Origin of the sequence: Bacillus sp. AR8-1 (assembly GCF_008042345.1) — a bacterium.
GTDB classification, from domain to species: domain Bacteria; phylum Bacillota; class Bacilli; order Bacillales; family Bacillaceae_G; genus Bacillus_A; species Bacillus_A cereus.
The window spans coordinates 67079-85764 of the sequence record NZ_QNUB01000041.1 but is presented as its reverse complement, the minus strand read 5'-3'; the positions used below and the strand labels follow the sequence as shown (position 1 = coordinate 85764).

The window sequence follows — 18686 nt, the reverse complement described above, 5'->3', positions numbered from 1 at the left end:
AAAGAAGGTTTTCCTACATATGAAACATGCTGAAAATGAATACTTAAATTTATGCCGCCATGTAATGGAACATGGTACGAAGAAAGAAGATCGTACAGGGACAGGAACTGTATCTGTATTTGGATATCAAATGCGTTTTGATTTGAGTAAAGGATTTCCTTTATTAACGACAAAAAGAGTACCATTTCGCCTTGTAGCAAGTGAACTACTTTGGTTTATGAAAGGTGATACAAATATTCGCTATTTATTGCAGCATAATAATAATATTTGGAATGAATGGGCGTTTAAGAGCTGGGTAGAAAGTGATGAGTATACTGGTCCTGACATGACGGATTTTGGTCTTCGCTCACAACAAGATGAAGAATTTAAAGTACAGTACGATGAGCAGATGGAATTGTTTAAAAAGAACGTTTTAGAAGATGATGATTTCTCAAATAAATATGGTTATTTAGGAGACGTTTACGGTAAACAGTGGCGAGCTTGGAAAACGACAGCTGGTGAGACACTTGATCAATTAAAAGATGTAATTGAAATGATTAAAAAAACACCAGACTCACGTCGTTTAATCGTTTCTGCTTGGAATCCTGAAGACGTACCAAGTATGGCATTACCCCCTTGTCATACATTATTCCAGTTTTATGTAGCGGACGGAAAGCTTTCTTGTCAGCTATATCAAAGAAGTGGTGACATATTCCTTGGAATACCATTTAACATCGCAAGTTATTCACTACTAACACATTTAATTGCACACGAATGTGGTCTTGAAGTAGGGGAATTTGTTCATACAATTGGTGATGCACACATTTATACAAATCATTTTGAACAAGTAGAAAAGCAATTGGCACGTGAACCACGTCCGTTCCCGAAACTTACATTAAATCCAGATGTGAAATCTGTTTTCGATTTTGAAATGGAAGATTTAACGATTGAAGGATACGATCCGCATCCAGCAATTAAAGCACCGGTTGCAGTATAATTGTAGAGGAGATGAAAAAATGATTGTTTCATTTATGGTCGCAATGGACGAAAATAGAGTAATTGGTAAAGATAATAATTTACCTTGGCGTTTACCGAGTGAATTACAATACGTGAAGAAAACAACGATGGGTCACCCGCTTATTATGGGAAGAAAGAACTATGAAGCGATTGGTAGACCGCTGCCTGGAAGACGTAATATTATTGTAACTCGTAATGAAGGATATCACGTTGAAGGATGTGAAGTTGTTCATTCTGTAGAAGAAGTATTCGAACTATGTAAAAATGAAGAAGAGATTTTTATTTTTGGCGGAGCGCAAATTTACGATCTCTTTTTACCATACGTAGACAAGTTGTATATAACAAAAATTCATTATGCATTTGAAGGAGATACATTCTTCCCAGAAATGGATATGACAAATTGGAAAGAGATTTTTGTAGAAAAAGGTTTAACAGATGAAAAAAACCCGTATACGTATTATTACCACGTATATGAGAAACAACAATAATAAAGAAGATTGATGTGAGAATTCGCATCAATCTTTTTATTTATATTCACCAATATAAGTTTATAGATGAGATTCGATAGTGCTATAATGATAGGTAGCATGTAAAAATGCTAAAATTTTCAAAAGTACTAATATAGAAAGAGGAGGAGAATCGATTGAGAAAGATATGGGGGATTCTTTTTCTTTGCTTAACATTCATGTTAGTTGGATGTGGTAAAGAAGAAAAACCACAAGAAGCGTTTGATACATATGTAAAAGCGTGGAATAAACAAAAATTTGCAGATATGTATGATCAACTATCAAAAAATGCAAAAAAAGATATTTCAAAGAAAGAGTTTACTGAGAAATATGAAAAAATTTATTCTGGTATCGAAGTGAAAGACTTAAAGGTAGAAACAGGGGAAATAAAAGAAGATAAAAAAGATGAAGGCCCTGTTCCTTTTAAAGTAAGCATGGATACAGTTGGTGGTAAAATTACTTTTGGCCATGAAGCAAAAATGGTGAAAGAAAAAGATGGAGATAAAGAATCTTGGAAAATAGATTGGACTCCTGATTTTATTTTCCCTGGCATGACGAAAGATAGTAAAGTGCGTATGCAGACAACACAGCCAAAACGTGGTGAAATATACGATCGTAATGGAAAAGGTCTTGCAACGAATGGGAAAGCTTCTGAAATCGGATTGATTCCTGAAAAGTTAGGCGATACTGCTCCGCAAACGAAAGAAACAGTAGCGAAGTTATTAAATATGTCTGTAGAAGAAATTGATCAAAAATTAGCTGCTAAATGGGTAAAACCAGGGTATCTCGTACCAATTGGAATTTTGCCTGAAGGGGCAACGCAAAATACGTACATTGATTTACCAGGTGTTTCAACAAAACCTGTAAATGTTCGTACATATCCGTTAGGGGAAGCGGCAGCTCATCTGACTGGTTATATTGGAAAGGTAAATGCTGAAGATTTAAAAACGCTACAAAAGAAAGGCTATCAAGCTGATGACCCAGTTGGTAAAGCTGGTTTAGAGCAAGTATTAGAGGAAAAGCTACGCGGTAAAAAAGGTGGCCGTGTCTTTGTAGAAGATGCGCAAGGAAAAGAAATTAAAAACTTGGCAAAAACAGATGCTGTTGATGGAGAAAATGTAACTTTAACTATTGATAGTGCTGTTCAAGAAAAAACGTATAATGAAATGAAGGGCGAAGCTGGTTCAAGTGCAGCAATCAATCCGAAAAGTGGAGAAACAATTGCACTAGTAAGTAGTCCAGCATATGATCCTAATTTAATTGCACGAGGAACATCGAAAGCGCAACGCGAAGCTTGGAATAATGATCCGAAAAAACCGATGACGAATCGCTTTACACAATTATCGGTACCAGGTTCTGTATTTAAACCAATTACAGCTGCAATTGGTCTTGAAACGAAAACAATCGATCCAAAAGAAGAGTTGAAAATTGAAGGATTAAAATGGACAAAAGATTCTTCTTGGGGTAATTATTATGTAACGCGTGTGAAAGATGCAAATCCGATTGATTTTGATAAGGCGATGAAATACTCGGATAATATTTACTTCGCACAAGAAGCTTTGAAAATCGGAAAAGACAAGTTTATGAGTGAAGCGAAAAAATTCGGATTCGATGAGAAACTACCAATTGAATATGGATTCCCTGCTTCTAAAATTGCAAATGACGGCATTAAAAATGATATTCAAATGGCTGATACAGGATATGGACAAGGTCAAGTATTAATGACTCCTCTTCATTTAGCTTTAACGTATGCGCCAATTGTAAATGATGGAACGATTCCATCACCGTATATTATTAAAACAGATAAACAACCAAAAGCTTGGAAAGAAAATGTAATTTCTAAAGGAAATCAGGATATATTAAAAACTGCTATGACGAAAGTAATTAATGATCCGGATGGTACAGGGAAAATTGCTAAAATTGATGGAATGACTCTTGCTGGAAAAACAGGTACAGCGGAATTAAAAGTATCAAAAGAGGCCGAAGGAAAAGAACTAGGCTGGTTCGCTGCATTTGATTTGAATGCGCCAGATATGGTCATTACAATGATGATTGAAGATGTAAAAGGTAGAGGTGGAAGTAACATTCCAGCTGAAAAAGTAAAACATGTTTTTCAAAAATAATATGTAATAAAAGGCTATCTCTATAATTTATAGAGGTAGCCTTTTTGTATGAGAAGTCTTAATATCTGTATACTAAATTTTAGAGAAACAAAATAAATCATTAACTTACGAAAAAAAAGTAGCTATTTTTTATTGACATTGAATAAAACTTTTTGTATTATACTTACATAAGGTAAGTTATTAACTTTTAAAAAACAAATCTTGAATTGAAGATAAAGAGAAAAAAGGGAGAGAATACAATGACAAAAGTACTATTTATCACAGCAAATCCAAATTCAGCAGAAGGTTCTTTCGGAATGGCAGTAGGGGAAGCTTTCATCGAGGCTTATAAAAACGAGCATCCACAAGACGAAGTTGTAACAATTGATCTATTCAATACTACTGTACCAGCAATCGATGCAGATGTATTTGCCGCTTGGGGTAAATTTGCAGCAGGTGAAGGCTTTGAAACTTTAACGGAAGCTCAACAACAAAAAGTAGCAGCAATGAACACAAACTTAGAAACATTTATGCATGCAGATCGTTATGTATTCGTAACTCCAATGTGGAACTTTAGCTATCCACCAGTAGTAAAAGCATACTTAGATAACGTAGCAATCGCAGGTAAAACATTCAAATATACTGAAAATGGTCCAGTCGGCTTATTAGAAGGTAAAAAAGCACTTCACATTCAAGCAACAGGTGGCGTATATTCTGAAGGAGCATACGCAGCTGTAGACTTCGGACGCAATCATTTAAAAACTGTATTAGGATTTGTCGGTGTAAATGATACTGATTATATTGCAGTTGAGGGTATGAATGCAAACCCTGAAAAAGCACAAGAAATTAAAGAAGCGGCAATTGCTAATGCTCGTGAATTAGCAAAACGTTTCTAATATAGAATGCTTAAAAAGTCCAAACACTTGCTGTTTGGACTTTTTTTCTTCTTTTTCCTTCGTTTGTCTAGTATAATGAAGGTCGGAATGATAATAGGTGGGGGTTCTGTATGATTCAAACGTTTTTTAAAATCTTTTATTTAATTTTAATTGTAATTGCGATTACACCGAGAATGTGGCGTCTTAAAAGACAAGTAAATACGATGGCGCCAAAAGAAAAAGATAATGCTGTGTATAAAACGACAAATTGGTTTGGTAAGAAAATGGTACGTGTAGCTGGAGGGACAGTAGAAGTGAAAGGGCTTGAAAATGTTCCGAAAGACAAGCCGGTACTAGTTGTAAGTAATCACCAAAGTAATATGGATATCCCTGTTTTACTAGGTTACTTAAATAAACCAATTGGATTCGTGTCAAAGGCAGAGATTAAAAAGTTCCCAGTTGTACCAACTTGGATGGAACTTATGAATTGTGTATTTATGGATCGTAGCGATCGTCGTCAATCTCTTAAAGCAATTAAAGATGGAATCGAACTATTAAAGAATGGACATTCTATCGTAATTTTCCCAGAAGGAACGAGAAGTAAAGGTGGCGAAGTTGGAGAGTTTAAGGCTGGTAGTTTCCATCTTGCAGTAAAATCAGGTGTAGCAATTTTACCTGTAACGTTAGATGGTACATATAAGATGTTTGAAGCGAATGGAAATCGTATGAAGTCAGCTCATGCAACAGTAACAATTTCTAAGCCGATTACACCTGAAGAGTATGCGAATATGGATATTAAAGAATTAACGAAGCATACACAGGAAGTTATCGCATTACAATTACATAAGTAATAAAAAAGGTTTCAGCTTATAGTAAGCTGAAACCTTTTTTATTATGCTGTAGGTAAGACATAAAAGAGTACACAGAAGAACATCATCGTACTACCACCTAAAACGAACAGGTGCCATATGGCATGGTTGAAAGGTAGCTTTTCCCAAAGGAAGAATATAGCTCCGACAGAATATAAAATTCCACCTGCTAAAAGTAGTGAAAAACCATGTCCAGTTAGATTTTCATAAAGTGGTTTAATGGCAACGATTATGAGCCAGCCCATAATGATGTAACATAAAGTTGATGCCTTTATAAAGCGACGTACAAAGAAGATTTTGAAGACGATACCTCCGATTGCAAGTGTCCAAATTATAGCAAGCAACGTCCATCCTAATGGGCCACGAAGTGTAATAAGTAGAAAAGGAGTATACGTGCCAGCAATCAATAAATAAATGGCTGAATGATCTAAAATAGTAAATATTTTTTCTACTTTAGGATGATGAATGCTATGTAGCAATGTTGAAAACAAGTACAGTAAGAACATGCTTACACCATAAACAGTAAATGCGACTACAGCTGATGCGGTACCGTGCTTAGAAGCATGAATAATCAATATGATTAAGGCAGGGATGCTTAAAATGGCACCGATACCATGTGTAATTGCATTTGCAATTTCTTCTTTTACAAATTGGGTCATTCGTGTCATTTTTTCAGTCATAATGCAAATCCTTTCTACTATCATAAAATAATATGTCATTTCCCTTACCATATCATACACAAGAGCAATAGAAAATGAAATTTGTATAATTGATTATATTTTTGAATTTTTTTGACAAAAGGCAATGGATTTGTTGACGTTTTCAAACTTTTTTGACAAAATAAAATTATGTAATAGTAGGACAAGGAAACTACTAATAAAGGGGATGGGGAAATGTTTTCAAATATTGGCTTTCCAGGGTTAATTTTAATTTTAGTAGCAGTACTCATTTTATTTGGACCTAAAAAATTGCCGGAAATCGGGAAGGCTTTAGGGGAAACGTTAAAAGAGTTTAAAAAATCAACGAAAGAATTGACAGATGACGCATTTCAAGAAAAGGAAAAGAAAGAAAAACTGTAATGTATTTTCCTTGTAATGGATAAATAAAGTGTGGTGAACGAGATGGAAGATCGGGAAATGAGCGTAGTAGAACATATTGTTGAACTTCGAAAAAGAGTAATATATACGGTGTTATCTTTTGTACTATTTTTAATTATTGGATTTACTTTTACAAAGGATATTTATTTTTGGCTTGTAAAAGATTTACCAATGAAATTAACTGTTCTCGGTCCAAGTGATGTATTGTGGATTTTTTTCTCGATTGCTACAGTATTTGCTATCGTTTGTACAATTCCTTTTGCTGCTATACAAATTTGGTTATTTGTAAAACCGGGTTTACATCCAAATGAACAAAAGATGACAATAATGTATATACCGGTATTGTCTATATTATTTATCGCAGGTTTATGTTTTGGATACTTTATTGTAATGCCGTTTCTATTTCACTTTTTAACTACGATAGGTAATGAAATGTTTAATACGATGTTTACGACAGAAAAGTATTTTCATTTTGTACTTAATTTAACAGTTCCATTTGCGGTGATTTTTGAATTGCCAGTTGTTGTAATGTTTTTAACTAGTATTGGAATACTTACGGCGGAATTTTTAATAAAAATAAGAAGGTACGCTTACGTAGCATTGATTATCATTGCATCTTGTATATCACCGCCTGACTTTTTATCTCATAGTTTAGTTGCGGTGCCGCTTATTTGTATTTATGAAGTAAGTATTGCTTTATCAAAGGTTGTAAGTAAGAGGAAAAAGAAAAGAGAAGAAATGCAGTCGAAAAGTGCCTCGTTATAAAGGCACTTTTTTATTTATTTGTTATACTATAGCTATAAACGTATACAATATATAGAAGAAAAAAATTATAGAATCTCCAAAATTTAGACAAACTTTGCGCTTTTATAAGCTTATACTAAATGTATTAAACAATTGATGGGTAATGAGGTTCCCGTCTCAGGGATATTTAGGACGGGAAGATGGATTAGGTGGAGATGAATAGAGTATAAATCTTCTAGCCATAAGGACTACAGAAATCATATAAGTCTGATTTTACTCCACTTTAAACAACGTCTTACAGCGCAAAGTAGAGGAAGTTCAAAAATCCAATGAAAAAGAGGATTGATATTGTGATTACGAAAAGTTTTTATTTCACTCATTCAACAGGGGATTGTATTAAAATATTCGAAATCCCTGTCCTACAGGCACAGCATCCATTATCGTTTCTAATTCAGTCTCGTCTTCAATTATTTATTGCAAAAATTCAAAAACAAAAACATCCAAGATTTTCATATTCTTTCCGTGAATATTTACAAAATTGTTTGAAGTGGAATGATTATTTAAATGTATATAAAACAAATACTCTTGAAAAAAATGCATGATATAGAGTAGAGACAGGGTTAGGAGCTCTGTCTTTTTCATTTTAGATATAAAAATATAATTAATTTGATGAAATTTCGTTCCAAATTGTTGAAAGCAGTGGGAATACTAGTATAATAACAAGGAGAGCGTATTGGAAAGGGAAGAATATAATATGCAAAAAATTAAAATTGTAACAGATTCAACGGCAGATTTATCACAAGAGGTAATCGAGAAGTATGACATTCATGTTCTACCATTATCAATCTCTGTAAATGGACAAACATATTTAGATCGCGTTGATCTACAACCAGATGAATTTATTGAAGAAATGATTAAATCAGAGGAACTACCAAAAACATCACAACCTGCAATGGGTACATTTGTAGAAATGTACGACAAGTTAGGTGAAGATGGAAGTGAAGTACTTTCCATTCATATGACAAGTGGAATGAGTGGTACTGTAGCAACTGCAAATAGTGCTGCATCAATGACTGATACAAAAGTAACAGTTGTTGATTCTCAATTTATTACACATGCTTTAGCATATCAAGTGATTGAAGCTGCAAAAATGGCAAATGAAGGACGCTCACTAGAAGAAATTTTAAAACGTGTAGATGAAGTAAGAAAGAATACTCGTTTATATGTAGTAGTAGATACATTAGAAAACTTAGTGAAGGGTGGACGTATCGGTAAAGGAAAGGCGTTTATCGGTTCGCTGCTTAATATAAAGCCAATTGCTAGTCTTGAAGATGGTGTTTATAATCCTGTAACGAAAGTTCGTAGCCAAGGCCAAATTGTAAAAACATTAGCTAAGTTATTTGAGCAAGATACAGCTGGAAAAGTTGTAAAGGCTGTTGCAATTCCGCATGCGAAAGCAATTCCTTTAGCTGAAAGTATGAAAGCGGCGGTTGAAAAAGTGAGTGGGTTTGCTCAATCAGAAATTTTCTATACAACGCCTATAATTAGTACTCATACAGGTCCAGGTGCAATCGGATTTATGTATTTAGCAGAGTAATAAAAAAGCTACTTGAAAATATATTTCAAGTAGCTTTTTTATGTAAATAGAAAGTAAGAAATAAGAAGAGCTATACAGGCACTACCGCTAATAATATAGCGAGTCTGTAAATATTCATTCATAGATAACACCCTTTATCCTGCTATTTGCGGACAGTAAAACTCCCACCTCAAAATTTAGCTGGAGCAAAGAGGTTAGGTGGCGGGCTGTCCGTAAAAGCCCGATTGGTGAAGGTTAATAATCAGTGGGGATAAAGAAACTCCCACTGATTAAAATTTCATTATAGGATTTTCTATATTATATGTTGGATATAGAAAATCAGTCGTTACGTTACACATGTAAAGTTTCAATTTTTTCATTTACTTGCTTATCATTTGTTGCGTTACTATAAATAAAAGTTTGGCCTAAAAAGAGTACATGCAGTTGTTCCCATGGTAACATGCGCAAATTCCAATTATTTCGAAGTCTAGTTATTGCTTCACGAGGTGTTTCATCGGCGAGTGCAAAAGCTCCGTAATGCATCGGTATAAAATGCGTAGCGTTTAAATCTAAATAAGCTTGCACAGCTTCTTCAGGTGAAACATGAGATACTTTCATAAACCATTCTGGTTCATAAGCGCCAATGGGCATAAGAGCAATATCAATTAAAAAGCGTTCACCGATTTCTTTGAAACCTTGGAAATAGCCGCTGTCGCCACAAAAATATATGGTTTCCATAGTCGTTTCATTATCAATAATCCATCCGCCCCAGTGAGACGTATTCATATCAAATAAGAATCTTCTCGTCCAGTGCTGAGCAGGTACGAAGTGAAAAGAAACTTCGTTAATTATCGTACTTTCCCACCATTTATACTCTTCTACATGTTTAAATTTCTTACGAGTAAATAATTTTTTTAATCCGATAGGTACAAGATATAGAACATCATCATTCAACTGACGAAGAGTTGAAAAATCTAAATGATCATAATGACCATGTGAAATAAGGACAATATCAATTTTAGGCAGTGCTTCTATAGAGAGTCCAGGTTCTGTAAGTCTTGTAACTAGCTTTAATTTATTGGCCCATACTGGATCTGTTAATATATTAAGTCCATTCGTTTGGATAAGAAAAGTAGAATGCCCAATCCATGTGACAGTCGTTTTTTTTACATTACTTTGCAAAAATGCACTTTGTTTAACGGGTGATTGTTCTACTAAGAAAGAAAAATCTTTTTTGTTTTGCTTTCGTTCTTTACGCCAGCGTAAAAAAGAGCGAATTGATTTTTTTGTACTAACATTATCCATATTTTCATAGCGCTTTGCCATGAACATCACCTCATTTACAATCGTTGTATTTGTATTGTACCGAAATGTTGTTAAGGAATACAGTGTAAAACATGGATTAATGTTTAAGGAATTGTTAAAAAATAGGGAGAGGTATTTACAAAAGTAACAATAAAATTAGTTTTATCAATTCTATTTATAGAAATAATAGTAAAAAAATATATTTTGTCTAGTAATTCGCTTGAAATAAAGAAGTAACATACGTAAATTCGTACGATTTCGTGAACAAATGTAGTAAACAATTTTCTCGTAGTGTTAACTTTTGTTATTATAAACATAACCTATTTAAATTTAGGATAGAGAAAAGAGGTTTATAAATGAAGCGTTATCAAAAAATAATTGGTCTTATGGTTGTATTTTGTCTCTTTGTACTTGCTGGATGTAGTGAATCAGGTTCAAAGCTTCGTAAACCATTAAATTGGGATTTAGAAACTTTCCAATTTACAAATCAAGATGGAAAGCAATTTGGTACAAAAGATTTAAAAGGGAAAGTTTGGGTTGCAGATTTTATGTTCACAAATTGTCAAACAGTTTGTCCACCAATGACTGCAAATATGGCCAAGCTGCAAAAGATGGCAAAAGAAGAGAAGATAGACGTTCAGTTTGTTTCATTTAGTGTAGATCCAGACCTTGATAAGCCGGAAAATCTGAAAGCTTTTATTCAAAAGTTTACAGAGGATACTAGTAACTGGAATTTATTAACGGGATATTCGTTAGAAGATATTACGAAGTTTTCAAAAGATAATTTCCAATCACTTGTAGATAAGCCGGAGAATGGTCAGGTCATGCATGGTACATCATTTTATTTAATTGATCAAAACGGAAAAGTAATGAAAAAGTATAGTGGAATTAGTAATACGCCATATGAAGACATTATACGTGATATGAAGCGATTAGTGGATTAAAAATAAGGGTGCTATGCACCCTTATTTTTTTGCATTAGTCTATGGATAAAATGTCATGTTGTTGGGGAAGTTTCGGCGCCCGAATTTCTAATACGCCGTTTTGATAAGAAGCTTTTGCTGCTTTTTTATTAATTGAATACGGCAACTTAATCAATCTTGATGCTTCTGAAATGGAACGTTCCCGGCGATAATAGTTATGGGATGTTTCTTCTTCTTCTTCTTCTTCGAGTATCTCTTCTTTTACAGAGACTTTTAAGTATTCACTTTGTATTTCAATTTGAATTTGCTCTTTTTGTATACCTGGTAGTTCAGCTGTAACAACGAGTTCTTCACCAACTTCATATAAATCTACAGGGAATGTTAATAAACGGTTTCCTTTTTGGAAAAAATGATTTAAATCAGCGATTACATTGCGAAGAGGTGTTTGCTCGAAGAAATCATCAATTTGCTTTAAGTAATTACGAACCGGTGGGCGAGAAGAATCTTTTTTTTCTTCACTCATGGTATTCCCTCCTAGAAATCAATTTGCAATATCATATGACAAAAGCGGAGAAAGGTGAGTGCCTAGTTTTCATGTTTTCATAAAAAATTGTTAAAAATGTGAAATGGAGTGATTTTTTTATAGTTTTTGGTCGCCATATTCAGTTGATTATGCTAGTATAAATAGGGTTGATATAGTAGTATAGAAACAGAATGAAAACCGAAAGAGGGTAAGAAGTATGTGTGGTTTTGTAGGATGTTTATGTGAAAACCCTAGAGAGTTTTCAGAAACAGAAAAACATCAATTTGAAAATATGAACACGATGATTTTCCACCGTGGTCCAGATGACGAAGGATATTTTCGTGATGAACATGTACAATTTGGCTTCCGCCGTTTAAGTATCATTGACTTAGAGGCAGGACATCAGCCGCTAACTTATGAAAATGATCGATATGTAATTATTTTTAATGGTGAAATTTACAACTATGTAGAATTACGTGAAATGTTACTTGAAAAAGGTGCAACGTTTGCAACACAATCTGATACAGAAGTTATCATTGCATTGTATGCACATATGAAAGAAAAATGTGTAGACTATCTTCGTGGTATGTTTGCATTTATGATTTGGGATCGTGAAGAGAAGAAACTTTTCGGTGCACGTGACCACTTCGGTATTAAACCTTTATACGTCGCACAACAAGGTGATACTACATTCTTCGCATCTGAGAAGAAAAGTATTATGCATGTGATGGAAGATAAAGGAGTTAATCCAACGTCACTACAACATTACTTTACGTACCAATACGGTCCAGAGCCAGAAACATTAACAATTGATGTTAATAAAATTGAGCCTGGTCATTATTTCGTAAAAGAAATCGGTAAAGAGATGGAGATCCATCGCTACTGGAAACCTTATTTCAATGCTTCAAGCGCAACGAAAGAGGAGCATATCCAAGCAATTCGTGATGTGTTATACGATTCAGTAAAAGTGCATATGCGCAGTGATGTACCAGTAGGTTCATTCTTATCTGGTGGTATCGATTCATCTATTATCGCTTCTATCGCAAGAGAAATGAATCCAAATCTTTTAACATTCTCTATTGGTTTTGAACAACGTGGTTTCAGTGAAGTTGATGTTGCCAAAGAAACTGCTGAGAAATTAGGCGTTAAAAACCATAACGTATTCATTTCAGCGAAAGAGTTTATGGATGAGTTCCCAAAAATCATTTGGCATATGGATGATCCTTTAGCAGATCCAGCAGCTGTACCATTGTACTTCGTTGCAAAAGAAGCACGTAAGCATGTAACAGTTGTTCTTTCAGGTGAAGGTGCAGACGAGCTATTTGGTGGTTATAACATTTATCGTGAGCCAAACTCACTAAAAATGTTCTCTTACATTCCTAGCCCAGGTAAGAGCGTTCTAAAAGCATTAAGTGGTGCTCTTAAAGAAGGATTTAAAGGTAAGAGCTTCCTAGAGCGTGGATGTACGCCAATTGAAGAGCGTTACTATGGAAACGCGAAAATCTTCCGTGAAGAAGAGAAAGTTGAATTAATGAAGTATTACAATGAAAGTGTTAACTATATGGATATCACGAAACCATTGTATAACGAGATTAAAGATTATGATGATGTAAGCAAAATGCAGTACATTGACATGTTCACATGGTTACGTGGTGACATTTTATTAAAAGCTGATAAAATGACAATGGCAAACTCATTAGAACTTCGTGTACCGTTCTTAGATAAAGAAGTATTCGATGTTGCATCTAAAATTCCAACTGAATTTAAGATTGCTAACGGAACTACGAAAGCTATTTTACGTGAAGCAGCACGCGGAATCGTTCCAGATCACGTATTAGATCGTAAAAAACTTGGATTCCCAGTACCAATTCGTCACTGGTTAAAAGACGAAATGCATGATTGGGCTATCAATATTATAAACGAGAGTAAAACAGAGCATTTAATCGACAAACAGTATGTATTAAACTTACTGGAAGCACATTGTGCAGATAAAGGCGATTATAGCCGTAAAATTTGGACTGTCCTTGCGTTTATGGTATGGCACCAAATTTATGTTGAGCATAAATACGATACGAATAAGTTCCATGAAGAAACAAAACGTGCGTATAGCTTAGTTTAATTAGAAAAACCTTAAGATCGCATACGGTCTTAAGGTTTTTTTCATAAATAGGAAATATTATTGATACAATAATAGTAAAAGGATGGACGACATATGATTACGTTTGAGAAAGTTACTGTAGAAAATGAAAGCGTTGTTAAAGAAATGTTTAAATCGCATAGTTTAGGTGAGAAAAAGGTACAGTACTGTGTGAAAGTTGATGATACATATATTGGTGTAATAGATTATAGTGTTCAAGAGGAACGAGCTGTTTTATCACAGATAATTATTCATTTTGATTACCAAGGTTACGGTTATGGTGCAAATACGTATTTTACATTTGAAGAAATGATGAAACAAAGAAATGTGAAAGAAATAAAAGTGCTACAAGAGGAATTAACAGAAAAGGCGAAGTCTTTCATAGAGAGTTTTGGTTTTACTTCAGAAGATGAAGAGTATGTAAAGAAAATATAACGATGATTACTTATGCGATAAAATAAATATAAGGCAGGTGGATGTATGACGATGACTTCTGGTCTTGTATTAATTGGAGGGTGCTTTATAGTAGCAGAATTATGTCATATACTCATTCGGAAAAGAATGAGTAAGAAAAAAAAGCCGTATGAATTACAATACGTCCCTGTCTTTTTCATTATGTTTTGTATGCTTAGTACATTACAAAATCTAATGAACTTTCCACCACTTGTGAATGTTTTTTTAAAGTTCGGTTTACTTTATAGTGGTGCTGGAATAACACTTTTATTTATTTTATTTTGCATACGTTATGTTCACTATCAATCGTATATATTTATTTTAAATTGGTTAAAGCAAGATGATAGAAAACGCCTTACATAAGGCGTTTTTTTTATTTGTAATTGTAACAGAACTTGTACATTTCACATAAAATAGGACGAGTAGCAATGCAAACATATTACAAGAAAGGGGCGGGGCAATAAAATGAAACTTGTTATAGACGCAGGGCACGGTGGATATGATTCTGGTGCTGTTGGTAATGGTTTAGTAGAAAAAAACTTAACACTTCAAATTGCTAGACGCGTTCGAGACATTTTAACGGTAAATTACCCAATTACAATTAAAATGACACGTGATAGTGATGTGTTTATTTCTTTATCGGAACGTGCTAATATTGCCAATGCTTTTGGTGCGGATTATTTTATTTCATTTCATATTAATAGCGGCGGGGGTACAGGTTTTGAAAGCTATATTTATAATGCGTTATCCAACAGCAGCACTGCATATGCAAAGCAACAAAAGATGCATACAGCAGTAAATCCTGTATTAACAAAATACGGTCTTCGTGATCGAGGAGCAAAAAAAGAAAATTATGCGGTATTAAGAGAAACCGCAATGGATGCAATTTTAACTGAGACTGCCTTTATTGATACAACGTTTGATGCAAATTTATTAAAAAATCCACAATTTATTGAAGATCTAAGTCAAGCGTATGCGAATGGAATAGCGGCTATTTTTGGAGTAGCTCCAAATCCACAACCTCCTAACCCACAACCGACACCTCAAACGAAGGGAATAGCTTATATCCTTGGGAAAAATGTAAATTTAAGAAATGGTCCATCAACTTCTTCCTCAGTTATTCGTCAATTAAATTCTCCAGAATCTTACGTTGTATATCAGGAAAGTAACGGATGGTTAGATTTGGGGAATGGACAATGGGTGTATAATGATCCTTCTTACATTAATTTTGTAAAGACAAGTAATAGTGATGGAAGTCCGATTGGGGTTGCATATATACAAGGGATGAATGTAAATTTAAGAAGTGGTCCATCAACTACATCTGCAGTTATCCGCCAATTAAATTCTCCAGAATCTTATTTAGTATATATAAATGAAAATGGTTGGTTAAACCTTGGTGGAAATCAGTGGGTATATAATGATCCATCGTATATTAAGTATACTCAATATTAGCAATTAAAATGATAATGCAATATGGATGCGTATCTTTGTTATGTATAACAAAGATACGCATTTTAATAACAACATTTATTTTCATACTTATGCACTATGTTTTAAAAAGAAACATTAGAAAAGCGGATAGAATCTAAATAGTATATATTAAAAAAGTTTTCTGATATACATTGACAATGTATGTAGGATACATTAATCTTTAATTGTTAATGATAATCGATTTCATCTAGGGAGGACATATGATACATACTAAAAAACTAATTATGTTCTGCATTATGATACTCATGGTTGTAATTGCAGGATGTAGTAAAGAAGAGAAAAAGGAAAATGATATATCAGCGAAAGCAAAAGATTCATATACGGTAAAGCATGCAATGGGCGAAACGACAGTAAATGGTACACCTAAAAAAGTTGTTGTTTTAACAAATGAAGGTGCAGAGGCTCTTCTAGCTGTGGGCGTAACGCCAGTGGGGACTACGAAACCACGTGCTGGTGATGAATGGTATCCTCATGTAGCGAAAGAGTTAAAAAATACGGAAGTTGTAGGAACTGAACGTGATATTAATTTAGAAGCAGTAATGAAGCTTAAGCCAGATTTAATTATCGGAAATAAAATGCGTCACGAAAAAATATATGATCAGCTAAAAGAAATCGCACCAACTGTTTATGCAGAAACATTACGCGGTGATTGGAAAGAAAACTTTACGCTTTATACAAAAGCTGTAAATAGAGAAAAAGAAGGGCAAAAAGCTCTTGATGATTATAAAAAACGTATTGAAGGAATGAAAGAGAAGTTAGGCGATAAATTGAATTCTAAAGTTTCTATTATTCGTTTCGTGCCAGGTGATGTTCGTATTTATCAAAAAAACTCATTCTCGGGAGTTGTGTTAAATGATATTGGGTTTAAACGACCACCATTACAAGATAAAGATGATTTTGCGATAAAAGGAATTACAAAAGAGCAAATTCCAAATATGGACGGAGACTACTTATTCTATTTCACGTCTGATAAAGATGCAGATAAGAATAATGAAGGAAATTCGTTAGCAAAGGAATGGACAGAAGATCCACTCTTTAAGCAACTACAGGCTTCTAAAAATAATAAAGTATTCCAAGCAGATGAGGTAATCTGGAATACAGCAGGCGGTATTAAAGCTGCGAACCTTATGTTAGATGATATTGAAAAATATTTCCTTAAATAAATGATAAAATACATCACTTTTACGAAGTGATGTATTTTTTGTTTGTGAAAATACAGAAAATTCCTTCTTTCGGGGTGACATAAGTTGTACAATAAAATCAATCATGTGATAAAGGAGTGGGGAAGAATGAAAGCTACTCATAAAGATTGGATCTTGTTTAATGGGAGAATGATTAATACGAAGGAAGAACAGCCGATGGTCGCATTAGAAGAGCGCGGTTTCCAATTTGGTGATGGTATTTATGAAGTATTTAGACTATACGATGGCAAGCCTCATTTATTAGATTTACATTTAGAACGATTCTTTAACTCTATGGCAGAAATAAAACTAATTCCACCATTTACGAAGGAAGAATTAGTAGAAGAGTTATATCAAATGATTGAAAAAAATCAATTTCAAGAAGATGGGAATGTATATTTACAAATATCAAGAGGTGCACAACCGCGCAATCATGTATATGAATCAGATTTACAACCGACATATTTTGCAAATCTTGTTTCGTTCCCAAGACCAGTTGCTTCAATGGAGGCAGGGATTAAGGTAACAGTAGAAGAGGACATCAGGTGGAAGTTTTGCCATATAAAATCTTTAAATTTACTTCCTAATATTATGATCAAAAACAAAATAAATGAACAAGGATATCAAGAAGCAATATTAGTACGGGATGGCATTGTGACTGAAGGGTGTCATTCCAATTTCTTTATTGTGAAAAATAATAAGTTAATTACACATCCAGCGGATCATTTCATTTTACATGGTATTACACGTCACTACGTGATTACATTAGCGAAAGAGTTACATATCGAAGTAGAAGAACGAGAGTTTTCGTTACAAGAAGTATATGAAGCTGATGAGTGCTTCTTTACAGCGACGCCACTTGAAATATTCCCAGTCATTCAGATTGGTGATGAACAGTTTGGAGCTGGTGAAAGAGGACCAATTACGAAAAAATTACAAGCTGCATATGAAGAGAGTATTCGTTTGTTTAAAGTGACAAATTAATCATGAAGAAAAAAGCTGGTATTCTTCCGGCTTTTTTTCATGATATAATTCAAGCATAGGACAAGTTTTGAAAACGCTGTAAAAAGGGGATTTAATATATGAATTATGAAGATTTTAAAGAAGTAATTCACGGAAGACGAAGTGTTAGAAAGTTTAAAGATCAAGAAGTATCTACTAATGATATAAAAGAAATAATTGATTGTGCGCGTTACGCACCGAGTGATACGAATTCACAAACGTGGGAATTCTTAGTTATCATGAATCGAGAGAAGATTAAAGAAATTGAACAAATGACATGGGATGCATTACATAAACTTGCGGCAAAAGCAGCAGAAAATGGAGAAGAGAAAGCAGGGAAATTACTTACACGTTCTTTCGGACCATATGCAACAGCTTTCTCGGAGGCACCAGTATTAATCGTATGTTTGGCAACACCATATGAATCAAAGTTCCGTGAAAAGATATTTGATCCAATTGCTTTTGTTCCAGATTCAGTTTGGGAAGAAGAAGGGATTAAGAGTAGCTGTTTAGCGGCACAAAACTTAATGTTAGCTGCACATGCAAAGGGACTTGGTACTTGTCCAATGACAGGGCCAGTATTGCTAGCTCAAGATGAACTGCGCCAATATTTACAAATTGAGCCTGAAAAACAAATAAATATGGTTATTTCACTAGGATTTCCGAAAGATAAGCCAAAAAAACTTCCAAGAAAAGAAGTAGAAGAAATCACAACATTTGTTTTTTAAAGTGCTACATAGAAAAGACATTGGACATATCAATGTCTTTTTATTTTTGAGGGGGTATTATATCGATTTGTTGGGCTAAAATGATAAATAAGAAGGAATTACTATTTATTTCATAAAAAAAATTAATGTTCTATTAAGGAAAGTATGATACATTAATCGTGAGCAAGCTTCTATATGT

At 34.0% G+C, this 18686-nt stretch carries 20 protein-coding genes; 17 read left to right on the top strand and 3 right to left on the bottom strand.

Annotated features, from left to right (window positions below):
• The first annotated feature begins 19 nt into the window (after window positions 1–19).
• From DN400_RS23515 to DN400_RS23495, 5 genes are all read left to right on the top strand, one after another.
• A complete protein-coding gene (locus DN400_RS23515) occupies window positions 20–976 on the top strand; it encodes a thymidylate synthase (protein WP_000679600.1) in 957 nt (318 codons plus the stop codon).
• A 19-nt stretch (window positions 977–995) separates the two neighbouring features.
• Entirely contained in the window at window positions 996–1484 is a 489-nt protein-coding gene (locus DN400_RS23510; RefSeq protein WP_000637207.1) for a dihydrofolate reductase, read from the top strand.
• Window positions 1485–1639: 155 nt separating this feature from the next.
• Window positions 1640–3625 (top strand): penicillin-binding protein 3, encoded by a 1986-nt coding sequence (pbpC, locus tag DN400_RS23505; protein ID WP_001227231.1) that lies wholly within the window; start codon window positions 1640–1642, stop codon window positions 3623–3625.
• 239 nt (window positions 3626–3864) lie between these two features.
• Entirely contained in the window at window positions 3865–4500 is a 636-nt protein-coding gene (locus DN400_RS23500; RefSeq protein WP_000170028.1) for an FMN-dependent NADH-azoreductase, read from the top strand.
• 110 nt (window positions 4501–4610) lie between these two features.
• Complete coding sequence (locus DN400_RS23495) at window positions 4611–5330, top strand: lysophospholipid acyltransferase family protein (protein WP_000616580.1); 720 nt, start codon at window positions 4611–4613, stop codon at window positions 5328–5330.
• 41 nt (window positions 5331–5371) lie between these two features.
• Here DN400_RS23495 and trhA read toward each other — a convergent pair whose 3' ends face one another.
• On the bottom strand, window positions 5372–6028 hold the full coding sequence (gene trhA / locus DN400_RS23490; protein ID WP_000136890.1) for a PAQR family membrane homeostasis protein TrhA: 657 nt from the start codon (window positions 6026–6028) through the stop codon (window positions 5372–5374).
• A 213-nt stretch (window positions 6029–6241) separates the two neighbouring features.
• Here trhA and DN400_RS23485 point away from each other — a divergent pair, with 213 nt between their 5' ends.
• The 4 genes from DN400_RS23485 (at window position 6242) to DN400_RS23470 (ending at window position 8786) form a co-directional block, all read left to right on the top strand.
• Window positions 6242–6427 (top strand): twin-arginine translocase TatA/TatE family subunit, encoded by a 186-nt coding sequence (locus DN400_RS23485; RefSeq protein ID WP_000492442.1) that lies wholly within the window; start codon window positions 6242–6244, stop codon window positions 6425–6427.
• A gap of 42 nt (window positions 6428–6469) precedes the next feature.
• Window positions 6470–7210, top strand: a complete 741-nt coding sequence (gene tatC / locus DN400_RS23480; RefSeq protein WP_000390119.1) for a twin-arginine translocase subunit TatC — start codon at window positions 6470–6472, stop codon at window positions 7208–7210.
• A 329-nt stretch (window positions 7211–7539) separates the two neighbouring features.
• Window positions 7540–7791, top strand: coding sequence for a DUF2535 family protein (locus DN400_RS23475; RefSeq protein ID WP_000629012.1), 252 nt, complete (start codon window positions 7540–7542; stop codon window positions 7789–7791).
• Window positions 7792–7943: 152 nt separating this feature from the next.
• Window positions 7944–8786: a DegV family protein gene (locus DN400_RS23470; RefSeq protein ID WP_029948540.1), complete on the top strand. Its 843-nt coding sequence runs from the start codon at window positions 7944–7946 to the stop codon at window positions 8784–8786.
• A 330-nt stretch (window positions 8787–9116) separates the two neighbouring features.
• Here the strand turns inward: DN400_RS23470 and DN400_RS23465 are convergent, their stop codons facing one another.
• Window positions 9117–10091, bottom strand: a complete 975-nt coding sequence (locus tag DN400_RS23465; protein WP_001129640.1) for an MBL fold metallo-hydrolase — start codon at window positions 10089–10091, stop codon at window positions 9117–9119.
• 335 nt (window positions 10092–10426) lie between these two features.
• Between DN400_RS23465 and DN400_RS23460 the strand changes: the two genes are divergently transcribed.
• A complete protein-coding gene (locus DN400_RS23460) occupies window positions 10427–11014 on the top strand; it encodes an SCO family protein (protein WP_000833332.1) in 588 nt (195 codons plus the stop codon).
• A 34-nt stretch (window positions 11015–11048) separates the two neighbouring features.
• Here DN400_RS23460 and DN400_RS23455 read toward each other — a convergent pair whose 3' ends face one another.
• A complete protein-coding gene (locus DN400_RS23455; RefSeq protein ID WP_097877419.1) occupies window positions 11049–11516 on the bottom strand; it encodes an Hsp20/alpha crystallin family protein in 468 nt (155 codons plus the stop codon).
• 217 nt (window positions 11517–11733) lie between these two features.
• On the opposite strand from DN400_RS23455, the gene asnB reads away from it, so the two are divergent.
• From asnB to DN400_RS23420, 7 genes are all read left to right on the top strand, one after another.
• Window positions 11734–13635 carry an asparagine synthase (glutamine-hydrolyzing) gene (asnB, locus tag DN400_RS23450; RefSeq protein WP_000333826.1) on the top strand — a complete coding sequence of 634 codons (1902 nt, stop codon included), beginning with the start codon at window positions 11734–11736 and terminating at the stop codon, window positions 13633–13635.
• A gap of 93 nt (window positions 13636–13728) precedes the next feature.
• Entirely contained in the window at window positions 13729–14088 is a 360-nt protein-coding gene (locus DN400_RS23445) for a GNAT family N-acetyltransferase (protein ID WP_098353087.1), read from the top strand.
• A gap of 51 nt (window positions 14089–14139) precedes the next feature.
• Complete coding sequence (locus DN400_RS23440) at window positions 14140–14469, top strand: hypothetical protein (RefSeq protein WP_000200465.1); 330 nt, start codon at window positions 14140–14142, stop codon at window positions 14467–14469.
• A 102-nt stretch (window positions 14470–14571) separates the two neighbouring features.
• A complete protein-coding gene (locus DN400_RS23435; protein WP_000779885.1) occupies window positions 14572–15558 on the top strand; it encodes an N-acetylmuramoyl-L-alanine amidase in 987 nt (328 codons plus the stop codon).
• Window positions 15559–15797: 239 nt separating this feature from the next.
• Window positions 15798–16760, top strand: a complete 963-nt coding sequence (locus DN400_RS23430; protein WP_000581985.1) for an ABC transporter substrate-binding protein — start codon at window positions 15798–15800, stop codon at window positions 16758–16760.
• Between the two features lie 126 nt (window positions 16761–16886).
• The gene (gene dat / locus DN400_RS23425) at window positions 16887–17762 is read left to right on the top strand and encodes a D-amino-acid transaminase (protein ID WP_000648384.1); all 876 of its coding nucleotides are present in this window, start codon (window positions 16887–16889) and stop codon (window positions 17760–17762) included.
• Window positions 17763–17860: 98 nt separating this feature from the next.
• Entirely contained in the window at window positions 17861–18508 is a 648-nt protein-coding gene (locus DN400_RS23420) for a nitroreductase family protein (protein ID WP_001105280.1), read from the top strand.
• The last annotated feature ends 178 nt before the right edge of the window (window positions 18509–18686 follow it).